Here is a 23471-nt window from a genome sequence, read left to right as displayed (position 1 = left end):
CGGTAATGAGTGGCAGGTGTGTCCAATGGTCAGTGGTGTGAAGCTAGTGCATCCGGCAGCTATTGAGGTGAGCCCCGGTCAGTTTGATGGCCGGATGCATCATAACTGCCGGGCTAATTGTTGGGGAGGGTTCCTGTCCCCTGTTGTCCTATCTTGCGGTGCAGCCCGGCCACATGGCTAGAGGCCCAGCACCTCCTTACCCTGGATAAAGGTCACATCGACAGGAATATCCGCTTTCGCAAGGCGATCCAGGTCGGCCTGCAGCTCCGGGCCAATTACGCCCTGCTCGGCCAGCAGGCTCTTGGCCTGCGCGTAATCGCCATCCCCCTGAATGGTGAGGATCAGACGGGACAGGTTGGTCATGGCCTGCTGCATCCGCTCGAAGTCCACACTGTATTGCCCGGTGGTGGCATCACGGGTAAAGGCACCCTGGTCTCTGAAGAAATTAAAACGCACCATATTGGCTTTGCCGTGGGCACTAGCCGCACCAAAGCGTACACTGCGGAAGATCCCGGCGAGGAAAGTGACATAATTGTCCATCAACTCGCCATCCTCAATCTCTCCCTTCTCGTGCAATCGCGTGACCATATAGAGCCCGAGAATATCTGCCTTGCCCTCTTCCAGGGCAGAGGAGGTCTCTTTCAGTGCCTGACGAACATTCTCACCACTGTTCAGGGTCTTTTTGATCCCGAGCCCATGGGCCACTTCATGGAACATGGTGTTGGCAAAGAAAGCGGGGAAGGTGATGTGCTTGCGCTGATCCGGAGCAATCAGCACATCGCTGATGGGCACCAGGATCTTATCGAATTTGGCACGCATGGCATTTTTTAACTGCAGCCGGCGAGTGCCCTTTGCCAGTTGTACTTCTTCATCATTGGGCAGGTTGATAGCGATGGTTTTGGAACCGGCATTGCTGTGGCCTGCATAGAACAGCACGTCGTAAGCGTTCAGGTCGGAGTCCGTACCCGGTTTTTCGGACTTGTACTGCGCTTCAACCGGCAAACCCCTCTGCAGTTCGGGTAACAGTGCGGCGAACTTGGCCAGTTTCGCGCTCCACGCCTTGTCCTTCAACAGCACATAGGATTCGTAGGCGGTGCGGTAGGCAAACAGCTGGTCCTCGTAGTTTTCGATAGGGCCAATCACCACGTCGATCTCATTCTCTTTCATATCCATCCAGGCCATATCACTGGGCCGGAAATTGTCGGTCAGGAGTGCCTCTGCGCGCAGGTTCAGGTAGTGGGCAAATGCCTTGTTCTCGGCCAGTGTTGCGGCCTGGCGCAGAATGCTCGCGGCCTTCTTCAGTTCTGCATTATAGGCATCGCGGTAGGGTATCAACGTCAGTTTGCCAGCGTCATCGCGACGCACCAGGGAGTAGAGACCGTCTTTTCCGGGTTGGTTCCAGTCTTCAAATTCGTCGCGGGTCATATCCGCCGGATAGAAATTGGCGCCTAATGGTTTGGGCCCGTAGCCGGCGATAAACGGTTTGTTGTCGTTGAGACGGTCCCAGGGGCCATAGTTTATCTGAGCAAATTTGCGCGCGCGGCCGTCTTCGATATCCGGCAGCAGCACCTCCGCCGGGCCGTAGGATTGCAGCCAGAACAAGCGATCCATCACCTGGCTGGCATCGATCAGCAGGCTGATCATATCGCGCTGTTTGTCCGACAGGCCGCTCAGGTTTGCAGTGAGTTCTACCGGAACATAAATATCGAAACGCTGGTCTGCATTCTCCACGGTCTGGCCACTGGGGGGCGTCACAGTTTCGGACTCGACGATCTGCGCTTCAGCTTCGTCACTGGTGATTTTCTCAGCCTGCTTATCCTTGGAACAGCCACCGACCAGTGCCAGCGTCAATAGTGCGGCAGCTATCCTGGTGGATGAAAAGGGAATGGTCATAATTGCTCTGCCTATCATTATCTGATGTATCGGCGCCACATTAGTCGCGCTGTATAAAATTATCAACCGTCAGGACAGTGGGGCATCTGCGGCTTTTGTCTCGGTGCCACGCTCTTGTTGTTGAATACGCCAAAGCGCCGCGTAGTGTCCTTCCAAAGCCAGCAACTGGCGGTGTGAGCCCTGCTCCACTATGCGGCCCTGTTCCATCACCAGGATCTTATCTGCATCCACAATGGTTGACAGGCGGTGCGCGATGACCAGCGTTGTCTGCTCCCGGGCGATCTCCTGTAGCGAGGCAACAATGCTGCGCTCCGAACGACTGTCCAGTGAAGAGGTTGCCTCGTCGAAAATCATAATTGGTGGCTTTTTCAGCAGTGCGCGGGCAATGGCCACCCGCTGCTTTTCTCCACCGGAGAGTTTCAGGCCCCGCTCTCCCACCAGGGTATCCGCCCCCTGGGGCAGTTGCTGAACAAACTCCGACAGATGTGCGTGGCGAATTGCCTCCATGACCGCTTCATCATCGGCATCAACCCGCCCATAGCGCACGTTTTCCTTGATCGACTGGTTAAATAACACTGCCTCCTGCGGTACAACACCGATGTTGCGGCGCAGGGATTCCAGAGTGACCTGGCGAATATCCTGACCGTCAATACGAATACTGCCGACACTGGCTTCGTAGAAGCGAAACAGCAACTTCGACAGGGTGGATTTGCCAGCACCGCTTGCGCCAACAATCGCGACCTTCTGACGGGGCAGGGCCGAGAAACTGATACCCTTGAGAATCCTGCGGTTATCCCTGTAGCCAAACTGGACATCCTCGAAGTCAATACGGCCTCCATTCACCTGCAGAGTCCGGGCATTGGAGATGTCCGCTATGGCCGGTTTCACCGCAAGCAGAGAGAACATTTTTTCGATATTGGCCAGTGCGCCCTTCATTTCCCGATAAACAAAGCCGAGGAAATTCAACGGCATGAAAATCTGCATCATAAAGGCGTTGACCAGTACAAAATCGCCAATGCTCATTTGCCCTCTGGCCACGCCTGTTGCGGCAAGGACCATAGCGGTACACATGGCTCCGGCGATAATCAGTGCCTGGCCGCTGTTCAGTCCGAACAGCGACAGGCGGTTGCTGCGTCGCGCCTGTTCCCAAACTGCCAAATCGCGGTCGTAGTGACCGGACTCGTGCGGCTCATTGGCGAAATATTTGACGGTCTCATAGTTCAGCAGGCTGTCCACCGCCCGGTTACTGGCCTGGGACTCTGCCTGGTTCAATGCCCGCACAAAGCGCGTACGCCATTCCGTGGCCACCACCGAGAAGCCGATATAGGCGATGACTGCCGCCAGAACCACAAGGGCGAATACGCCGCTGTAGTTCCACCACAGGAGTCCCGCCACCAGGGTGATTTCCACCAGGGTGGGTACGATGTTGAATACCATAAAGCGCATCAGGAAACCGATGCCGCTGTTGCCACGCTCAATGTCCCGGGACAGGCCACCGGTGCGTCGGTTTAGGTGAAAATCCAGATCCAGTGTGTGCAAGTGCTGGAAGACCTCCAACCCCACTCTGCGCTGCGCGCGCTCCGTTACGCGGCCAAAGATGGTATCGCGCAGTTCGCCGAACAGGGTATTGGAGAAGCGTACGACACCATAGGCTAAGAGCAGTCCCAGTGGCAGTGCAACAGCCTGGGCAGTGTCGCCGGCACTATCCAGGTCATCCACGATATGTTTGAGGATAAATGGCAGGGTCACCCCAGCGAGCTTGGCGCCGATGAGGCATAGAACTGCCAAAACAACCGCCCGACGGAATTCCAGCAGGTATGGCAAGAGGGTTTTCAATGCACCCCAGTGTACTTCATCCAGTGTGGCGGTGGATTTGTGTCTGGGCATAGGAACTACCAGAAAGCAAAAAGTACCCATTATAAATAGACGGTTGCTTGTTTTACCCGCAAATAGTATCCGACAGCTTCCCACAGGGAGTGGTGCTTTTTTCCCGGCACTCTTTGCGGCATCAGGGGAATCGCCACTATCAAGCTGGAGATGTCAGATAGGCTGATGACGATACTGCCGATAGCCGCTGTCGACCGGAGCGATGGTTTGTATCTGCCGGGAGATACTCACTGGCTTTCACTGGCTTGCCAGGTAAGCCGGGGAAGGGGAAATGCACAACGTGCAGGCGTTGCCGGTTATGTGCGGATCCGGTTCCTGTGGGACAAGTGACTGCGCGTGGTTGCTGCCGTGCATTCGAGGCACCGGTCAAAAGGAAATAGGCAGCTTGTCTCTCCGGGATATCTCGCAGTCCCGCATATTTGGCGTGTATTTATTCCTTCAGGATGAGGGACAACATCTTCCATTTTGCTTTGGCGTCTATTATTAACGCCACAAACGGTCAGGTTGTGGGGTGTCTGATCACAATACATACAATAATGAGCGAGGAAAGCGATGAACCCGGAAGAGCGATACGAGAGGATAAAAGGTCTGCAGCCTTTGGAGCTTCTCTATAAAAGGGAAGCTGAAGAGGCTGACAAGGTTTTCCTGCGCCAGATGTACCAGCGTCAGTGGCGGGACTACACCTGGGGCGAAGTGATGGCTAGAGCCAGGCGGGTAGCGGGTTTCCTGCGCAGCCAATTTGAGCCCGGAGATCGTATTGCCCTTCATGCCAAAAACTGTGCCGACTGGGTGATCGTAGATGTGGGCATCATGCTGGCTGAAATGATCAGTGTCCCCCTGTACCCTGGGCAGTCCGCCTCTTCCATGTCCTATGTGTTGCAGCACTCGGAATCAAAACTGCTGTTCTGTGGGGCTACGGATAACCGCGATGCTCTGCTGGAGGTGGTGGATTCCATCCCCACAGTGGCTATACATCGCTGTGAGATTCACTGCGACCAGGAGCTGGATACCGTAATCAGCACTAATGCGCCTTACGATGAAAGCCCGGTATTTGATGAAGATAACATTTTCACCATTATGTATACCTCCGGGACTACAGGTCACCCGAAGGGTGTGATGCACGCCTGGTCATCGGTGGTTTTTGTCGCGCCGAATATGGTCAGGGGGTATGGTTACAGCGAGTCGGACCGTTTTTTTTCCTATCTCCCTTTGGCCCATGCCGCGGAGCGAATCCTGATAGAATTTCACAGTTTGTACTCGGGAACCCCGGTGTACTTTCCCGAATCCCTGGAAACCTTTCTTGAAGATCTGCGACGCACCCGCCCCACGATGTTTTTTTCGGTCCCCAGGTTGTGGAGTAGATTTAAACAACAGGTTGATCAAAAAATTCCGCCGGCTGTACAAAACATCATACTGTATATACCCGGCCTAAGCACCTGGCTTGGGAACCGGGTCCGCAGCAGTTTGGGATTGGATCAGGCACGGTTGCTGGTGACGGGGGCATCGCCAATCTCGATCGAGTTATTGCGCTGGTATCACCGTATGGGGATGAAGGTGGCAGATGGCTACGGTATGACGGAAAACTTTATCTATGGCTGTATTGCGCACAGGGATGAGGACCCTGTGCCGGGCACTGTAGGGAAACCACAGCTCAACTGTGAGTTAAAAATTTCCGCCCAGGGTGAAATACTGTTTAAAAGTGACTCTTTAATGAAGGGATATTATCGGGAGCCCGAGAAAACTGCGGACGTGATTCGCGAAGGTTATTACCATACCGGGGACTCCGGTTATATTGATGAGGATGGTCTGGTGCATATTACCGGGCGCATTTCCGAATCCTTTAAAACCAGCAAAGGGAAATTTATCCAGCCCAGTCTTCTGGAGGGAGCCTTCAGCAATGAACCGCTACTTGCACAGTGCTGTGTGCTCGGGCATGGAATGGATCAACCGGTGCTGCTGGCAACGGTATCTGAGTTGGCGGAAACCCTTTCAAGAGAAGAAATACGAGCCAGATTGATGAAGTTGCTTGGCGCTGTGAATCAGCGCTTGTCGCACCATGAACGAATTAAACTGATTCTCATTGGCAAGGAGGAGTGGACAGCGGTAAATGGATTGCTTACCCCAACGATGAAGACCAAGCGCAAGGAGCTCGAAGCGCGTTACCAGCCATTGCTTAAGGCGTTTGCAAACAGCGAGGGAATTATTTGGGAGCCGCCGGATAGTGCCAGCCAGCAAGAGGGGAACGCCACTGTGGAAGCTGTTGTCATCGATCCTGTAATCAAATAAGTCTTCCGTGACCTATTTGATCATCGGGTGCGTCGTGAGCTGGCGGGTTAGTGGGTGTAGTTGAGACAGTTATTTGAGTTTCCGCTGCGTCCAACCTGGATACTGTCTGCAGAGCATTCAAAATCATCGTTGAATTTGCAGTTCTCCATTTTGCAGGCGCCGACACCGGCAGTGCGGGCGCTGTTGGTGTGCTTTGAATTGGCCAGGAAAGTATCGCAATCGGGATCTATACCATTGCCGATTGTGATGGCTCTGGCATGGCAGCCGTCATTGGCATTGTAGGCGCACTGTGTAACGGCACACCGGCTGACCTCGGGCATATCTGTCGCAATAATCATGGTTATCATCTCTTGGCTAGTCAGTTGGAGACTAGTCTAGCCAGGATACAAGTCAACGAAAAACAGTAGTATTTGTATGGAATTAAGCCGCCAAGTTCTCTCTAAGAATAGTGTGTTTGACTATTAATGATGAAAATACTGTCAGTAGTACACACCGGAATACACTTTATCTGTCCCCTTGTCATATTTTACGGCCACCTGGTATCCCAAACGCTGGTCTTCGACAATGTACGCCGGCAGTTTTATACAGCGACGGGATGGATAATCTGTATGGAACTACCCACTCGGGGCATTTCAACGGTGAACGCGTGCTGTGGTCTGGGTGGGCAAAATCTGGGTCCGAATACAAAGATACCTACACTCTGGGAAATTGCCCTGAGAAATCCCCATTGACGAAGTGATATTGGGCAAGTGGTCAGTTTTTTGGAGTGTGTGGTGGAGGTGTGTGTCCCAAGAGCCTGTTCGGTCTAATGTTATATGAGGCAATTCACGGGCATCACCGTATGCACCTTTTGAAGAGAAGTCTGTGAAAATTGCTTCGGGAGACGACAGGATGGGCTCAAAGGGCTGAATAGAACCAGAGGGGAGCAGTTGCTCCCCCTCCGATCCTGCAGGTTTTAGTTACTCTTGTGGGTGGCCGAGCCCTTCGTGAACCGCATTGAGAATGTCTCCATTATCCGCATCAATTTCCCAGGAAAAGGTACCGGCAAGCCCGCGCTGGCGAACATATTCCGCCTTGGTTTTAGCGGATTTACCATTCTCATAGGTGATCAGTTCACCTGTGCTGGGCTTCCATACGTAGGGCGCCTTTGCACTGTCGTCGTAACCAGCGCTCCAGCCATTGACCCCTGAGCTATTGGGATCCCCTCCCAGCATTTCCTGCACTATGCGGAAGTAGTCCACAACACCAGCCTCCCAGTGACCATTGTTCATTGTCAGTGAGATGGGGCCACCTCCTTTTCCGGAGAAGGGGTCTTGGGAAGTCATGTTGGAAACCCCTTTCCAGCCCCGACCATACATGGCGACGCCCACCGCCAGCTTGTGGGCGGGTACACCTGCAGCGAGCAGGTTGGTGACTGTTTCATCACCGCTGAACCCCTCATGAATAGCGCTGGCTGTGGGGTAAAGCCCGGCATGGTGACCAAGATCTTCGCTCCATGCGCCATAGTAGTCGTAGCTCATGGCAAAGATGTAATCCATGTAGGGGCTGGCCTGAGCGTAATCAACCTGGCTGATTTTGGCGGGGGAAACGCCTACAGCACTGGTCAGCTGATACTGGCGACCGGTTTCAGATTCAAGAGTATCCAGGGCTATGCGCAGATCTTGCATCAGGGTGACATAGGTCTCGCCATCCGACTCTTTGCCAAGATCGGCGTTGGCGCCACCACCGCCTGGATATTCCCAGTCAATATCAACACCATCAAAGAAAGTATACGTTTTCAGAAACTCAACCATGGAATCAACAAACACTTTACGGTTGGCGGCATTGTCGAGGTAATAGAATGGGTCAGAGAGCGTCCAGCCGCCCACGGAAGGTACGATCACCAAATCCGGGTTAGCCAGTTTTATGCGGCGCAGCTGGTTAAACACGCCTTTATAGTCCTGGGCATCATTGTCTCCGGGATAGAGTTTATCCAGTGCCGCGTATTGATCGTGCACTGTGACTTCAAAATCCTGTTTTCCCTGACAGGATTGCAGCAAGGCACTATACCCACTGGGGTTGGCTTCCTGCAGGCTTTGGTTTGGCCCACAAATGGGGATAAAGCCGTAGAGCAGGTGGGTCAGATTGGAGGCAGGTATCTGGGCTGGCTGGTAATTTCTTCCATAAATGCCCCACTCGACAAAGTAAGCACCTACCACAGAATTTGTTGTATTGCTGTAAGGTTTATGCCTGCGCAAACCCGGCGAGGAATAATCCGTTGGCAGCGGTGTTTCGCTACTGCCTACCACGCCGCCTCCAGCATCACCAACAGAGATGCTTTTGATATCACTGGCGGTGGACCCTGCTGCATTGGTTAACAACACCTGAAGATCGTAGCTGCCTTTCGCAAAGTTCACAGTGCAACTTCCGTGCTGCGCATTGTTTCCATTCACTGTCAGGGTGTTGTTACACACTTCTGAACCATTAGACTCCAGTGTCCAACTGGAACCATTCACACCCCACCACATATTCCATGAGACCGTTATATCCCCCGCCGACTGATTGGTATCCATCCAGGCGATTACAGGTTTGGCGGGAGCCTCTACAAATTCAGGGTCCGGAATAGGTTGGGGGTCCGGTGGGGTCCCATTTCCTGAAAGCACATTTACTGTCTTCACGGCACTTGCCGAGGAGCCTGCTGCATTGCTGAGTACGACCTGTAACTGGTGAGTACCAGCAGAAGCGGAAATGGTACAATTGGCCATTTGGGCATTGTTACCATTGGGGGTTAAGTCCCCTGCACAAACCTGGCTGTTGTTCGATGTTAAAACCCAAGAGGTGCCATTTTCACCCCACCACATATTCCAGTTCACTGGAATGGCAGTGCCCTCCGTATATTCTGTGGGCATCCAGGCAATAACTGGAGCGCCCGGTGCTGACCAGGCATTGACAGAGCATATGGACACGATGAAAGCCGCTAAAAGTGGATGGCAATTTTTCTTTTGCATGTGAACTGTACCTTTACTTTACCGTTTATTTTTGTAGATAGGCTTGCCCGGTACTGCTTCAGATGCCAGGTGGCGTTAACGGCAAGCCATTGTAAAACCAATGGTCAAACAGTCAATTTGATACTCGCTTTGAATCATAGCAACAGTCTAAATAATGCATAGGAAGCATTCTGTAAACTGGTTCTCATGGAACCAGAATCACAGAAAATGGCGTGAAAAATCGGGTAGCGGTTTGAAATCAACAACCTGCAGCCAGACAAGCCTGTGCATCCTCCCGGCCTGTTTTCCCGATCCTTCATGGAAGCCATGCGGTTGATAAATTGAGTGCGTAAAAATCCCGCTTGAGTAGCGTTTATTTTTCCTCACGGGGGGAGTGACCGTGCGCACTGATCTTCCATATCATGAGTAACAGCTCCTTGTGCTCGCCGGGCAGCGTAATCCTTCCCTCGGCTTTGAATCCGATTTTTTTCAAAAGTCTCACCGAGGGTGTGTTGCCGGGCAGAATGATGGCGGCAATACGCTCCAGTCCGAGCCATTCTTGTGCATACTGAATGACCCCTTGCGCGGCCTCCAGGGCATACCCCATGCCGCGATACTGGGGTAGGAAAGCGAAGCCGAGATCCACATCACTCAGGCCTGCGCGCTTGATCAGTCCGCAGATGCCGATGGCAGTACCTTCTTTTAGGGACACCTTATAGAGGCCGACATTGTGTTGACGGTACATGGTGACAGGGCCATTGCGGATATAGGTACGCGCTTGCTCCAGATTGCGTACACCGCGATCACCAATATTTTGCAAAAAATCCGCATCGTTGAGCAGGTTGAGAATGAAGCTTGCGTCATCATCACAAAGCTCCAGCAATATCAGATTTGGCGTTTGAATTTGAAACATGCTCGGTCTGTACAGTTGCGTTGGCTGGGCGCTTATTTTGCCAGGGCGACAAGCCCCTGGCGAGTGCTCGGTGCAGGCCTTGTATTGAAACTGGATATGTCTGGGCAGGAGATCCCGCGAGCGCACAGGGCAAGGGACTTCGCAGCTTGTCTTGGGTAAAGGGTTGAATGGTGTAACGGCGCATCAGAACAAGGGGGATCGCTCCACCAAGATGCCTTGCGGCGATAACATTTGCTAACCCTCCAATCCCGCCCCATCGCATGGGGGCTTTCCTGAAATTATCTGCAGCCTCTCTCAACAACGCAGTATCTGCTGGACGTTGCAATCGCCGAAGCGGTGCCACTTAAGCGCGATATCCGTGACGCGTTTAGCCAGCGGCCTCGGCAGCGGTATCGTAAAGGTGCGCGGGATAACCCCACAAGCAAACAGACCCTGGGTTCCGTGAGAGGGGTTTCCGGCGTTTTCTACTTTGGCTGAGGGTGACTATCAGCGCTCTCTGAGTCAGATTGAATCCCGCTGGCAGAAAGCGGGGTGGAAGCAAACTTATTCCCCGATACGGGGGGTCAAAGCAGTTGCCTCGCTAACCTCCGTCGGGATTACCTTGAAACCCGATACGATTGGCAGTGGTTACCATATTTTTTGAGCCTTCCGCCATATTTTTCCATTCCTCCGCGGTCATACATGTTTTCTGTTTGAAGCGGGATCCGGTTATAGTGCGTACCTTGCAAATCATCTGGTCTCTCGACAATGTAGTTTGGCCTTTACTCTCGCTATTGGAAACGTTGGCCAGACTGTTTCCAGTATCATTCACACCTGCCGGTGGTCTGTTGGCACAACCACTAATCAGTACAAGAGTGCAAAATCCTGTTAAAGCTATTCTGAGACTCATTAATTTCTCTCCCAATTGGATTAAGCCATTGCGGCATCAACTCAGGTGTCGATTCTATATCGATACTGCTCCCAGCGCATTCCATCCATTGGCTAACTGGACATAAGTAATCAATGGGCTTCACTTATAAAGCACAGCCTGATTCTATCGGTATTTATAAAGTTTAACAATCGGAGATACGGGTGCAGGAAAAAGAGTCAGTTTTCGGCAGGGTAGAGTATTTCATGCTTGGGAAGCTCTGGTTGTGCTCGTGCAACTTCTGTTCAAGCGCAGGGAGCTTACTACGCTAAGCAATCGTGGAGGGAAACCCAATCCACTTCAATGTCCGCTCATGCACTCATGAGGGGACTTGGACTCTCAGGTGGTATTTGATACAAGTATAGAGGTTGGTGCTGGAATAAGCTCAGCAAAGTAATTTTGGAACACTACAGAATCTAAGGCCGAAGCATTCGGCGCAGACTGGCTATAGCTGATGCCAGTTAATTCCATCGATGATCTGGCGATGCCAGTTATGCTGCTCAGCATATCTACTATAAAGCTAACTGGCGCCGGAAAAAAGGTAGAGGGGTCAAAAAGCAGATTATGCCTATGAAGGGCACATTATAAATAGGAGTTGGTATAGTTGCATCATTATGTTTGGTAATGTAGGTTTCGGAACTGCTGCTGGTTCATTGTGCGAACAAAAGCTTATGACTGCCAGGTAATACTTGCGCGTTGATCACTATCTTGTGTTGCATCAACATCATTAAGAATTAAACTATTTATGACAACAAGTGGGATTCCTGTCCGAAAATATGTCGGTTGTTGAAGCTGCATGTGTTCGTGAATTGTTATGCGCAATGATTCCAGAAATATCAAGGTTCCTGTCGAGGAGATTCAGATAAGAGCGATGCGCGCCCGGGGAGCGGGAGGGCAAAATGTGAATAAGGTTTCCACCGCTATTCATCTGCGTTTTGATATCCTTGCCTCCTCGCTGCCCGAAGAGATCAAGCAGCGGCTACTACAACTGCGGGATCGGCGTATCTCTGGCGAGGGGATAGTGGTCATCAGGGCCCAGCGATTTCGTACTCAGGACAAAAATCGTGCAGATGCCCTTGAGCGTCTGCAATGTTTGATTGAAAAAGTCCTGTCAGTCCCAAGACGGCGAGTTGCCACCAAGCCAAGTCGCGGAGCGAGGGAGAGACGTTTAGAGCGTAAAAGCAGGCGTTCCAAGCTGAAAGAGACACGCGGGAAAATTCGAGATCTGTAAACACAAGTTATCGCCAGATTGAGCCTTTGGCCAGATGACACAAATGGCTGATGATAATCAGGGCTCTCTGAATCCGATGGATAATACTGGCTGCTCTAATAAGTAAGAGCAGAGTAAAAGCGCTGTTGGCTGGTTACCGCATGTGGTGCTGGAAAAACCAGTGCGAGGCGCACTGGTTTTGAATGGTTTTCCCCGAAAAAATGACAACACAACAGCCTTTTTTGTTCAGCAACTTGTCTAGTGTGTAATATGCAGGGTAGGCGCCTGGCGTGGGACAGCACTGTTCCCAGCCGCTTGATTTGCATGGAAACAGAAACTCACGAATAACCGTGGTGCCGGGAATAGGTTGTTGAGGCAAAGCAGATGCCTGTACAGTAGGGAGGTATCCCCTAAATTAGGGGTGGTACGGCGATCTGGAAAGCACCGCCTGGTACTCCGCCTGGCGCTGGGTTAATTCAAACGTCAGGTTGTCAATATCGATCCCCAATTCTGTGTGACGTGTTTTAAGGCGTGCAATCTCCGCCAGCAGGTGAATACGCTCTTCCCGAGTAGCTTCATCAGCAATCAGTAGTGCGCCTTTTTCTGTCAGGTCTTCCAGAAGAGATTCCCGCTCCAGTTCCAGGTCGTGAATGGTGGCTTCCAGTGACTGCACAGCGCTGAGAGTCATAAAAATAGCGCGACCGGTGTTGTAGCCCTGCAGGAAGTGCCCCTCAAGGTTCGCTGGACATACGCCGTTGTAGATCTCCCCGGCGCGACCTTCAGCAAATCCGTGTATCTCAGTACAGTAGATCTGCAGCCCTTCATTGCGGCCACTGCGGTAGGTGTGGGTATTAATCTGGACATGGTATTTGGCGCAGGTTTGGCGGCGTTTTTGCATATAGTCCAGGCCCCGGCCGGCCGCCCCGTCTTCATAGCCAAGTGCCTGCCAGTCGGCCAGACGGCATTCCTCCTCACTCATGGTGGCACAGCCTGTGGCAAAAAGAATCGAGGCGGCCAGTGGGGTGATCTTGTAGCTTAACTTCACAGATATATCCTGCTGCAGGGGGTTTGAAGCAGTGTATTCTACCGATCCTGACTGGGAGCTGAAAGCGTCTAAGGACAATTGAGTCAGGGTTTTCCAATGGTCGCCATGAGAGAGAATTACCCGCTGTTTCTCTGTGATGCCGATGTTGAATGGAGGCGAAATTATGCTTATGTATCGATAACCCGGGTCTGCCCTTCTCCCTTGGTGTGGCAGGAAGAATCTATTCCAATAAAATAAATTAACCTGTTATAAGTTAGAGTGATTGTTAATATGTGACTATGGCATCTGGCGCTGCGGGCATATCCCTGGCTCGAATTGTTATTCATGTCGCTCTTAAATTTTATATTTGTATGATTTTTACTGCTGTTATTTTGGTAACCGTAAGGAACTATTGTGACTCTTGGAATGCTGCCTGTACATTTTGGCAGATCATAGGAATTCATGGGGGGTTTTAGTGAGGTATTTGGTGTCTGCTGTTTGCATTGCTGTCTCTTTATCGTGTATCAGGCAGAGTTTCCGTTAGGAATTTATTTCATTAAGAAATTTTTATTTGTTTATTTGATTTCAGGGATAATATATTTCAGTGTTGTTTCACCTGTGCTACGGTGTGTATTGTCAGCTTTTCGAGCTGGCTTTATTTCTTAACCTCCCGGTTTTCAAAATTTAAATAATAAATATGGATGATCTGTAGGCGTTTCTAGTCAGTCAGATCGCAACTTCAAGTCCAAAAAGCTGTGTGTTATTTAAATGTTGTCGATGTCTTGTATTGCAGTTATGCAAGTTTTTTTGTGTGGGCGTGTTATGCCCATTTGTGTGTTGTCGGAATATATCGACTTGTGCGCCGGGGGTCATTCTCATGTGGAGACAATAATGAAAAAAATGATTTGTACATTGCTCATCGGGTTCCTGGCATTCTCCAGTGCCATCCTGGCGCAGGAGGTATGGATAACAATTGGCAACGATGGATATCAAACCCTGAAAAAAAATACGGCGCTAGCGGACAGGCAGCCCCTGGTTGCTCACGGTGCCCGTAACGGTGTAACGATATTGAAGGTGAATGAACGTAATCTATCCGATATTTCCACCATTATGCATCAAAAGCATAACCGCTGTGGCGGTTTTATCGTGCATGGATCCCTGGCAGAGGCGCAGGCAGCCCAGTTGCCTCCGCCATCCCCAGTAGAGAGCAATCTTGTCAGTTATACGATAGACAATGGTCCTGCTGTGAATGCGCTGCAAGAGGAAATCTCGGAGGTTAATATCCGCTCCACCATAGAGGCCCTGTCCGGCTTTACCAACCGCTATTACACCACCTCAACAGGTGTCGATGGGGCTGAGTGGATCAGGGATAAATGGCAGGCGTTGACCAGTGCGCGCAGTGATATCTCGGTGCAGCTCTATAGCCACAGCTGGGCGCAACCTTCTGTGATTCTTACCATTCGCGGTCAGGTTGACCCCGAAGAGATTGTGGTGCTTGGGGCCCACCTGGATTCCACGGTTGGCTTTGGTACCGGGGAGGGGACCCGAGCTCCCGGTGCCGATGACGACGCTTCGGGTATTGCAGCACTGACAGAAGTTATTCACGCCATAGTGACTACGGGCTACAAACCGGATAAAACCCTGGCGTTTATGGGATATGCAGCAGAGGAGGTCGGTTTGCGCGGATCCGGAGATATTGCCAGTGATTACCAAAGCCAAAACAAGAATGTGGTCGGTGTCTTGCAACTGGATATGACCAATTATTTTGGCTCCAACAGCGATATCTATATTGTCGACGATTATACAAACAGCGCCCAGAATACGTTCCTCAGGGATCTTGCCCAAACCTACCAGAGCGAACTGAGTGTCGGCAGCACTTCTTGTGGTTACGCTTGTTCAGATCATGCATCCTGGCACAATCGGGGCTATGTGGCGTCCTTCCCGTTTGAAGCCGGTTTTGGTGGCCACAACCCCTATATTCATACCATGAACGACACGCTTGCCAATAGTGGTGGAAATGCAAACCATGCCGTGAAGTTTGGCAAGCTGGCTGCAGCTTATGTTGCGGAACTGGCCAAGGGTACGATCGACGATGGTCCGGGTCCCGACCCCGACCCGGAGGAGCAGACCGAAAATTTCTCCGGTAGCGTGGTGCGGGGGAGCGAGGAGCATTTCGGGCCATTCAGTGCGGTGCCAGGTACGGGCTTTATCGCCGACATGACAGGAACCAATGACGCCGACCTCTATGTGCGTTTCGGAGCGGCGCCCACCGCGCGCGACTATGACTGTCGACCGTACCAGGATGGGTCCTCCGAAAACTGTACGTTATCGGTGCCCGGTGAAAAGCGTACAGTTTATGTGATGGTGCGGGGTTACAGCCCCAGGAATTCCATTTTTGAGCTGCAAGTCACCTATACGCCAGAATGATGATGAATAATGGAGCGGATTCAACTTGGGAAAATGGTGAAGCTTTTATTTTCTGATATTGATGCGTAAGGATTGGCACACTTGTCATTTCAAGTCTATGGGCAAGTGTGCCAAATTTTGACATAAATCAATCGCTAGGCCATGATTTGCGACCTGAGGGCCTTGCTGTTCACTCCGGTGGGGGATAACTTCACCAGATACAGCGCCCTTGGCGCCGAACAGAATTTTTAACAATTGGGATTGGATGGTCGTATCCCACAGGAAATTAAGGTGCTTTTTTAATAGAATTTCTGAGGTGTTTGCGCGCAAAATTACCTGTTGCGCACCGCGCCCCTGTGGTATCCAGTGGTGTGCTGTTCGAATTAATAATGAAAAAGAGGACGGACAACATGCAAGCCCATTTATTGAAACCTTTGTCGCTGGCGGTCGCTGTCGTGCTTTCCACGCCATTTGGCAGTGCAGTTGCGCAGGAGCGGGAAGCGCAGCCTCCCGCAACCGATAACCGCACCCTGGAGGAGGTCATCACGACCGGTACCCGAAAGGAGGGCGTTTCACCAACAGAAACCCTCTCTCCGGTGGATGTGGTGGGTGGAGCGGATTTGGCCGATCAGGCCAGTTTTGACCTTACGGAATCCCTGGCAAAAATTGCCCCGTCCTTTAATACTCAGCGCTTTCCGATTGCCGATGGCACGGCGTTTATTCGCCCCGTAACCCTGCGCAATCTGTCGCCAGACCAGACTCTGGTTCTGGTCAATGGGACTCGTCGGCACCGCTCTGCCCTGGTCAATTTACAGCTGGCTCCACTGGGTACTGTGAATCAGGGGGCCCAAGCAGTGGATTTTGCTGCGCTGCCTGCCATGGCGATTGAACGAGTGGAAGTACTGCGCGATGGTGCTTCGGCCCAATATGGTTCCGATGCCATCGCAGGTGTTGTCAATGTGATTTTGAAAGAGGATGCGGAGGGTTTCAGCCTCTCCGCCCAAACCGGTGAGTACTTTGAGGGGGATGGCACCCGTACCAGCCTGGCGGCCAACACGGGACTGAATCTGTGGGACCAGGGCTTTGTGAATGCCACCGTGGAGATTTCCTCTGCGGATAAGACCTGGCGCGGTGCCGCCCGCCCCGATGCCGTCTTTGTAGGGAGCATTGTTGGCGAAGATCAGGTGCCATTGAATGGCCTTGGCCAGCGCTGGGGTGATCCGGAGGTTGAAGCACTCAAATTCTTTGTTAACAGTGGGCTGGATATCAGTGACAGCATCGAGCTGTACGGACATTTTGGCTATTCGGGCAATGATACTATTTCCGATTTTTTCTACCGCGGTCCGGTGCTGGACCCGGAGCATAAGTTCACCGCCCGTGGCACCCTGCAGGTAGATACCCCCAACGACCCCGGCGATCCCGACAGTGTCGACTATCTGCCGGACCCGGCGCCCCAGTCGCTGATTGATTATATTGAAGGACAGGGGTTGAATCCGGCCGACTATCTGGTGGCCGATGCCTCCAGCCCCAGCGGCTATGTATTGCGCAACCCCATCTACACCCAGTTCCCCGGTGGCTACAACCCGCAATTCGGTGCTGAGATTCGCGATATCTCCGCGGTTGCCGGCGCCCGCGGTGTGCTGGATAACGGTCTGTCCTGGGATGTGCGCGCGCAGGTTGCGGAAAACGAGGTGGCCTATGTGCTGAAAGACTCCATCAATCCCAGTCTTGGCCGGCTGTCGCCCACCAGCTTCAAACCCGGTACACTGACCCAGGAGGAGTCCAGCCTGAACGCGGATTTCGTACAACCCATGGAGATCACGGGACTCTTTTCGCCACTGAACCTGGCTTTCGGTGCCGAGTGGCGCGAGGAGACCTACTCCATTGAGGCAGGGGATGCCGCCTCCATTGCGGTGGGACCTACCGCGGCGCAATTTGGCGTTGGCTCCGATGGTTTCCAGGGCTTCCCCGTGGAGGCGGCGGGTAGTTTCAGTAGCGAGAGTATCGCGGCCTATGTTGATCTGGAAGCGGAGGTTACCGAAGCGCTGACACTGGGTGCCGCTCTGCGCTTTGAGGAGTTCGATGTGTTTGGCTCCACTTCGGACTGGAAGCTCTCCGCCCGCTACGATGTCAATGAGCGCTTCGCCCTGCGTGGAACCGTTAATACCGGGTTCCGCGCACCCACTCCCGGCCAGGTCAATACCCTGAACGTCACCACCACGGCGGATTCCAGTGGCAACCTCATTCCCAATGGTACCTATCCGGTCAGTCACCCGGTGGCGGTGGCCCTTGGTGCGGTTGAACTGAACCCCGAGGAGTCTAAAAGCTATACCCTGGGTGCGGTTTTTTCACCGTTTGACAGTACCAGTGTCACTGTCGATTACTACCATATCGAAATCGAGGATCGCCTCGCCCTGCGCAATAATGCTATCGGGGATGCGGAGGTGGCGTTGCTGGAAGCGGCCGGAGTGGAAAATGCGGTGCTGCTAAACGGCAGTAATGCCAACTACTTTGCCAATGCTTATGATTCAAAGGTATCCGGGATCGATCTGGCTATCACCAGTGACTTTGAAGTAGCTGGCAATCTGTTAGTCGTGGATCTGCGTCACAATCACAACCGCCAGGAAGTGAGCAAAGTTGCGCAGAATACGATTGATGCATCGAGGGTGTTCGACCTGGAAAACCAGGTGCCCAGTGATCGCACGACCCTGACTTTCGAATTTGAAACCGGCGGAATGTTCAGCAGTTATTTGCGCCTCAACCGCTACAGTAGCTGGGAGTCCACCGGCGGTCTTTTTGGGCCTGGAGATGCCACGGATACTTACAGCTATGGCGGTGAGCTGTTGGTAGATGTGGAAGCGACCTTTACCCTTTATGAGAATTACAAACTCTCAGTCGGCGGTGAAAATATTTTTGATGTACAGCCGGATGATGAGCAGGATCCCACTTTGCAATTTTTGGGAGTGCGTCAGGCGCTCACCTCGCCGTTTGGTTTTAATGGTGGTTTCTGGTACTTACGCGCCAGTGCGGATTTTTAACTGCGCTAGTTGCGCAACCTATGAGGGCTTGCTAATGGTGGCTGGCTGATGCCTCAAAAGCCAGCTGCCGTGACTCGCCCTGGAAAAATGAACCCGGCATATCTGCGGGGTTCATTTTTGCTATAACCCGCGTATTTCTCCCGATTACCCTGTGGTTCCCCCTGCGGCTATGCGTGCATTGAAATCCAAAACCAGTTGCGGCTCGTCGGTAAATACGCCATCCACCCCCTGTGCGGCCAGTAACACCAGGTCATCGGGGGTATTGACGGTAAACACGTAGTGTTTAAGGCCACGCCGTTTGATATCGGCGATCAGGTCTGTATTGATAAAATCAACATTGCTATGCAGGGAATAGGCCCGCAGGGGAGCCGCGCATGCGGCGAGATCCAGCGGAATGCCACTGAGCAAAACACCACGGCGCACTTCCGGCAGCCGCCGCAGGCATTCGTACAGTTGGCGGTGATCAAAGGAGGAAACGATATAGGGATCAAAGTTGGTGCCTTTATCCTGAACAAAAGAGCGCATTTCCTCGACAAAGAGCGCGGCACAGTTGGGCCCCTTAAGCTCGATATTCAGTTGCACACTATCGCCCACCAGTTCCAGAACCTCCCGGAGAGAGGGAATGGTGCCACCACAGGGGAGCGGTCTCTCGCGCAGTGTCTCCGGGCGCATATCCGTGATCAATTCACTGCCGGCAATCAATCGCCCAAGGCGCCGGTCGTGTTTTACCAACAGTTGGCCGCCGATATTCCAGACATCCACTTCGATGCCTCCCACAGCCATTTCCAGCGCATGGCCGATCGCCTGCAGGGTATTTTCGCTGGCCCGCTGCTGGTAACCGCGGTGGGCGAAGCAGAAGAGAGTGCCTGTTGCCATGGGTAGTAGAGTCCGCTCAGAGAGTTTGCAGCAGCCTGCCATCGGCAGATTGCGATGGAGTGACAGTTACTAGCCAAGTTTATTCATTCTGATGGTCAATCGGCAAAAATACAGGTATCCGGGGTATTTGGAAGGCACTGCAACGCTTCGGGTTTGAGGTTCCCTATGGATGCGCCTGCAGACGGAATTCAGTCCCCAGCCAGAGCCCGGTAGCGGCCGCGGTGGAAGACCAGTGGTTCGCCACCAAAAGCGGTAAACTCCAGCACGTTCCCTAGCAGGATCGTATGGTCACCGCCCTCAATACACTGGGCCCGACCGCAGTGGAAGTAAGCTGCGCACTCCTCCAGGCGGGGAATGCCATTGGGCCCTTCATACCAGTGTATCTGACCGAACTTATTGCTTCCGCGCCCGGCAAACAGGTTGGAAACATGTTGTTGGTCGGCGCGCAGCACATGTACGGCAAAATGGTCGCGGGTGGTAAATGCCTCGTAGCCGAGTGACTGTTTATCGATACTCCAAAGTACCAGGGCCGGGTCGAGAGAGACGGAGTTGAAGCTGTTTACGGTCATGCCTGCCGGCTGACCGTTGATATCCCGTGTGGTAATCACCGTGACGCCGGTTGCGAACTGACCCAGCGTATCGCGCAACTGGCGGCTTTGCTGGGCAGATGGGGTGGGACCTGGGTTTCTATCTGTCGTCATGTGGGGGGTTGCTTGTACCAAACCTGTGCGAGGACGCCATTTTAGGGCAAAAGTGTCTACATTGCGCGTTTTGCCTCGAATAGCAGCAAAAGAAGTCTGGTAGTCGTTTGTGCTAAGGTCCCCTCATTATGGGTTCACACTCTCTACTGAGAGGTTCCCGTCGAGTGATTGCTGCTCCCGTCAGGGCAAATCCCAGCAGCTGTCCTGTGTCACTGCGGAATTCTGCACAGACCCCTGTAGCATCGCAATCAATCTGCCAATGACCCCTGGCGCCCGGATGGGGCGGGCATACGGTGGTGGGGCGCAGAGTGGTTTTGACCGCGACCGGTATCGCAGCGTAATGCACGGCGGTGGGCTGGCCGCTGAGTGTCTTTGCCAGTGCGCGGGCGCAGGCCATCAGTGGCGCGACAAAGAAGAGCAGATGGCCGTCCACCTCAGCGCAATCGCCGAGGGCATAAATGTGTGGGTCGCTGCTTTTCAACTGCCGGTCAACGGTGATGCCGTGATGGACTGCCAGTCCCGCGGCTTTTGCCAGCGCGGTGTTTGCCTGCAGCCCCAGGGCGGCGAGCACGATGTCTGCCTCGATGGTCTGGCCATCGTCGAGCTGGGCCAGAAGGCCACGGCGGCGGCACAGTAGTTTCTGTACCGAACGGTCGCAGTGGAAGCGCACTCCGTAGCTCTCCAGGGCGCCTTGCAAGTCGCGTCCAGCTGCCTCTGGCAGCAGGGAGGCCAGCGGCCAATTCAGAGTGTCTACCAGATCCACAGAAAAGTCAGCTTGCACCAGATCGTTGGCAAATTCACAACCGATCAGGCCCGCCCCAATGACAAGTACCCGTTTGCGCCCCACCAGTGCTGTGCGAAAACGGTGATAGTCTCTCAGGCTGTTGATACGGAACAGGTTGGCGTGGGCGTCACCCTCAATACGAGGCAGGGGACGGCAGTGGGCCCCGGTTGCCAGTACCAATCGGTCGTAATGGATTTCCGCACTGTGGTCTGCCGATTCCTGTTGCAGCGCTAATGTCCTGGTGCTCGGGTCGACCCCAGTCACGCGGGTATGCACCAGGATCTCGGCTGCCAGTTCGCGGGCCATGTCCTCAGCACTGCTGGTGCCCAGCTGCTGCGCAGTTTGGCCGTGGGAAAGGGAGGCGGACAGGAGTGGCTTCGAGTAGAAGGTACCGTCATCACTGGTGATGATCAGCAAGGGGGTATTCCTGTCGAGTTTGCGAAACTCCCTCGCCAGGCTGTAGCCGGCGAGGCCGGTACCGAGGATAACCAGTGGATCGCCACTTAGCTGTTCCTCTTTGGTGCCGGGTTTTGCCTGCGGTACTGCAGGTGCTGTGGTTACCAGCACCATGTCGAACGCCTCTTTGCCGGCGCCGCACTGGGGGCAGCGCCAACCCCCGGATATCTGCTCCCAGCGGGTACTGGCGGCTATAGCTTGGTCGGGGCAGCCTTCGGCTTCGTCGTAAACCCATCCGCATACCATGCACTCCCAGATGCGGGTTGCAATAGCGGCTTTGGGTGGGCTGGCGGGAGGAGTCGGGGGTTGTGGGGTATTGTTGCGCTTCACCTCAAGCATGGCGAAGTCCCGCTTGCTGGCACCGCACTGGGGGCAGCACCAGTCCTCGGGAATATCTTCCCAGCGGGTCCCTGGTGCTATGTTGTCCTCGGGCCAACCCCTGGCCTCATCGTAGATCCAGCCACAGTTCTGGCATTCCCACACTCGGTACTCGACCATAGTCGCTCTCCTTTCAAGCCACAGGACCGCTGCCGCCACAGCGTGGTCGGGGGCCGGGCCCATTGTATGGCCAAAGGGAGTGGGGGTTAAGCGTGGGTGTCGTTATTCGGTATTGCGCTGGGCAATGTTGGTCAGGGCATTCTGATAGGTATCGGAAATTTCACCGGGATGACTGACAGAGACTCCCAGATCGTGGACCAGACCATCCTTGAGACCATAGACCCAACCGTTCACAGAGAGCTGTTGCCCCGAGCGCCAGGCGTCGTGCACTATAGTGGTCTGGCAGACGTGAATCACCTGCTCAAGCACATTGAGTTCGCATAACAGATCGGTGCGTTGATGTTGCTGGAACAGATTGATCAGGGTGTAGTGCTTGTCACGGACATCCTGAATATGGCGCAGCCAGTTATCGATCAGTCCAAGCTGCTCATTGTGCAGGGCAGCCTGAACACCGCCGCAGCCGTAGTGGCCGCACACGATAATGTGCTTTACGCGGAGGATTTCAACGGCGTATTGCAGTACCGACAGGCAGTTCAGATCGGTGTGCACCACCAGATTGGCGACATTGCGGTGCACGAACAATTCTCCCGGCAGCAGATCTACGATTTGATTGGCGGGTACTCGGCTGTCCGCGCAGCCGATCCAAAGATATTCCGGAGTCTGTTGTTCCGACAGTTTGAGGAAGAAATCGGGATTTTCCTCTCGAGTTGCCAGAGACCATTGTCGGTTTTTTTTGAGTAGATGATCGAGTGGGTGCAATGGGGTTATATCCTGAGATGATCAATTGGTCTCAGGATAGCGGCTTTGTCCGTGCAGGCCAAGCGTGTCTGGGCCGGCAGGGCTATCAAACGGGTGCCGCTTCACTGTCGTGTATTGAATCAATCCGGTAACCTGTTGGAGTGCCGGATCAAAAAGCAATCGCGAAGAAAAAAAGAAAACTCCTTTTATCATCGAAGAGACACAAGACGTACGGCAAAGTCCGAAGATTCCTAGAAGAACCAGAGAGGTATCTATGGCATTGGCTACCCCGGAGGCTGACTCCGCAATCACTATCACCCTGGCGGCATACACAGACAGTCGCCATGCTGCAGATATGCTCGCACTTATGGATGAATACTCCCGCCACCCCTTTGGCGGTGGGGTACCTCTGCCGGATCGATGCCGGGCCGAGTTGCCGGCAAAACTGGCTGCCTTCCCCGGTGCTTTCAGTGTGCTCGCCTACAGCGGCGATCAAGCGGTGGGTCTGGTCAACTGCTTTACCGGTTTTTCTACTTTTGCTTGCCAGCCCCTGGTCAATATCCACGATGTGATCGTTAGTGAGCGCCTGCGTGGCAAGGGGCTCTGTGCAGAGATGCTGGATTTAGTCGCTCGAGAGGCGAAAAGGCGGGGTTGCTGCAAGATGACAATGGAGGTCTTGGAAAAAAACCACACCGCGCAGCATGCCTATCGCAAAGCCGGTTTTAAACCCTACACTCTGGATGAAGAATTTGGGCAGGCAGAATTCTGGCAGCGCTACCTTTGAGGTGGGTGAAACCCGCAGCAGAGGGAGAGGCGGATGGTCGGTTTGGGCCTAGAGGTGTGCGCCTTTGGGCACAGAGGGGCTCTGTCCGCAGCTGCACCGGTAAT

15 protein-coding genes are annotated in these 23471 nt (G+C 53.3%); 5 read left to right on the top strand and 10 right to left on the bottom strand.

The genetic code is table 11. The features are described from left to right. Nucleotides 1-177 precede the first annotated feature (177 nt). On the bottom strand, nt 178-1893 hold the full coding sequence (locus M8T91_RS12460) for a DUF8614 domain-containing protein (RefSeq protein WP_301414484.1): 1716 nt from the start codon (nt 1891-1893) through the stop codon (nt 178-180). A 69-nt stretch (nt 1894-1962) separates the two neighbouring features. After that, nucleotides 1963-3780 (bottom strand): ABCB family ABC transporter ATP-binding protein/permease, encoded by a 1818-nt coding sequence (locus tag M8T91_RS12455; RefSeq protein WP_301414483.1) that lies wholly within the window; start codon nt 3778-3780, stop codon nt 1963-1965. Nucleotides 3781-4332: 552 nt separating this feature from the next. Between M8T91_RS12455 and M8T91_RS12450 the strand changes: the two genes are divergently transcribed. After that, on the top strand, nt 4333-6066 hold the full coding sequence (locus M8T91_RS12450; RefSeq protein WP_301414482.1) for an AMP-binding protein: 1734 nt from the start codon (nt 4333-4335) through the stop codon (nt 6064-6066). Between the two features lie 47 nt (nt 6067-6113). Here M8T91_RS12450 and M8T91_RS12445 read toward each other — a convergent pair whose 3' ends face one another. The 3 genes from M8T91_RS12445 to M8T91_RS12435 all read right to left on the bottom strand — a co-directional run bounded on the left by M8T91_RS12445 (nt 6114) and on the right by M8T91_RS12435 (nt 9945). Further along, nucleotides 6114-6404: a DUF1540 domain-containing protein gene (locus M8T91_RS12445; protein WP_301414481.1), complete on the bottom strand. Its 291-nt coding sequence runs from the start codon at nt 6402-6404 to the stop codon at nt 6114-6116. Nucleotides 6405-7025: 621 nt separating this feature from the next. Then, nucleotides 7026-9011: a glycosyl hydrolase family 18 protein gene (locus tag M8T91_RS12440; RefSeq protein WP_301414479.1), complete on the bottom strand. Its 1986-nt coding sequence runs from the start codon at nt 9009-9011 to the stop codon at nt 7026-7028. 394 nt (nt 9012-9405) lie between these two features. Continuing rightward, on the bottom strand, nt 9406-9945 hold the full coding sequence (locus tag M8T91_RS12435; protein ID WP_301414477.1) for a GNAT family N-acetyltransferase: 540 nt from the start codon (nt 9943-9945) through the stop codon (nt 9406-9408). A 1721-nt stretch (nt 9946-11666) separates the two neighbouring features. On the opposite strand from M8T91_RS12435, the gene arfB reads away from it, so the two are divergent. After that, the gene (arfB, locus tag M8T91_RS12430; RefSeq protein WP_301414476.1) at nt 11667-12083 is read left to right on the top strand and encodes an alternative ribosome rescue aminoacyl-tRNA hydrolase ArfB; all 417 of its coding nucleotides are present in this window, start codon (nt 11667-11669) and stop codon (nt 12081-12083) included. Between the two features lie 394 nt (nt 12084-12477). On the opposite strand, the gene M8T91_RS12425 is transcribed toward arfB, so the two are convergent. Further along, nucleotides 12478-13107, bottom strand: coding sequence for a DUF2799 domain-containing protein (locus M8T91_RS12425; protein ID WP_301414475.1), 630 nt, complete (start codon nt 13105-13107; stop codon nt 12478-12480). Between the two features lie 870 nt (nt 13108-13977). Between M8T91_RS12425 and M8T91_RS12420 the strand changes: the two genes are divergently transcribed. Both M8T91_RS12420 and M8T91_RS12415 read left to right on the top strand, forming a co-directional pair. Next, entirely contained in the window at nt 13978-15513 is a 1536-nt protein-coding gene (locus M8T91_RS12420; protein WP_301414474.1) for a M20/M25/M40 family metallo-hydrolase, read from the top strand. A 389-nt stretch (nt 15514-15902) separates the two neighbouring features. Continuing rightward, nucleotides 15903-18530 (top strand): TonB-dependent receptor plug domain-containing protein, encoded by a 2628-nt coding sequence (locus M8T91_RS12415; RefSeq protein ID WP_301414473.1) that lies wholly within the window; start codon nt 15903-15905, stop codon nt 18528-18530. A 144-nt stretch (nt 18531-18674) separates the two neighbouring features. Here the strand turns inward: M8T91_RS12415 and M8T91_RS12410 are convergent, their stop codons facing one another. The 4 genes from M8T91_RS12410 to can form a co-directional block, all read right to left on the bottom strand. Beyond that, nucleotides 18675-19406, bottom strand: coding sequence for a glycerophosphodiester phosphodiesterase (locus M8T91_RS12410; RefSeq protein WP_301414472.1), 732 nt, complete (start codon nt 19404-19406; stop codon nt 18675-18677). A gap of 188 nt (nt 19407-19594) precedes the next feature. Continuing rightward, entirely contained in the window at nt 19595-20107 is a 513-nt protein-coding gene (locus M8T91_RS12405; protein WP_301414471.1) for a flavin reductase family protein, read from the bottom strand. A 112-nt stretch (nt 20108-20219) separates the two neighbouring features. Then, complete coding sequence (locus M8T91_RS12400; protein ID WP_301414470.1) at nt 20220-21845, bottom strand: FAD-dependent oxidoreductase; 1626 nt, start codon at nt 21843-21845, stop codon at nt 20220-20222. A gap of 102 nt (nt 21846-21947) precedes the next feature. After that, a complete protein-coding gene (can, locus tag M8T91_RS12395) occupies nt 21948-22604 on the bottom strand; it encodes a carbonate dehydratase (RefSeq protein WP_301414469.1) in 657 nt (218 codons plus the stop codon). Between the two features lie 253 nt (nt 22605-22857). Between can and M8T91_RS12390 the strand changes: the two genes are divergently transcribed. Next, entirely contained in the window at nt 22858-23367 is a 510-nt protein-coding gene (locus M8T91_RS12390; protein WP_301414468.1) for a GNAT family N-acetyltransferase, read from the top strand. Nucleotides 23368-23471 lie beyond the last annotated feature (104 nt).

This window comes from Microbulbifer sp. MI-G, from assembly GCF_030440425.1.
GTDB lineage: Bacteria > Pseudomonadota > Gammaproteobacteria > Pseudomonadales > Cellvibrionaceae > Microbulbifer > Microbulbifer spongiae.
The sequence above is the reverse complement of the archived record's forward strand: the minus strand, read 5'-3'. Positions and strand labels throughout refer to the sequence as shown.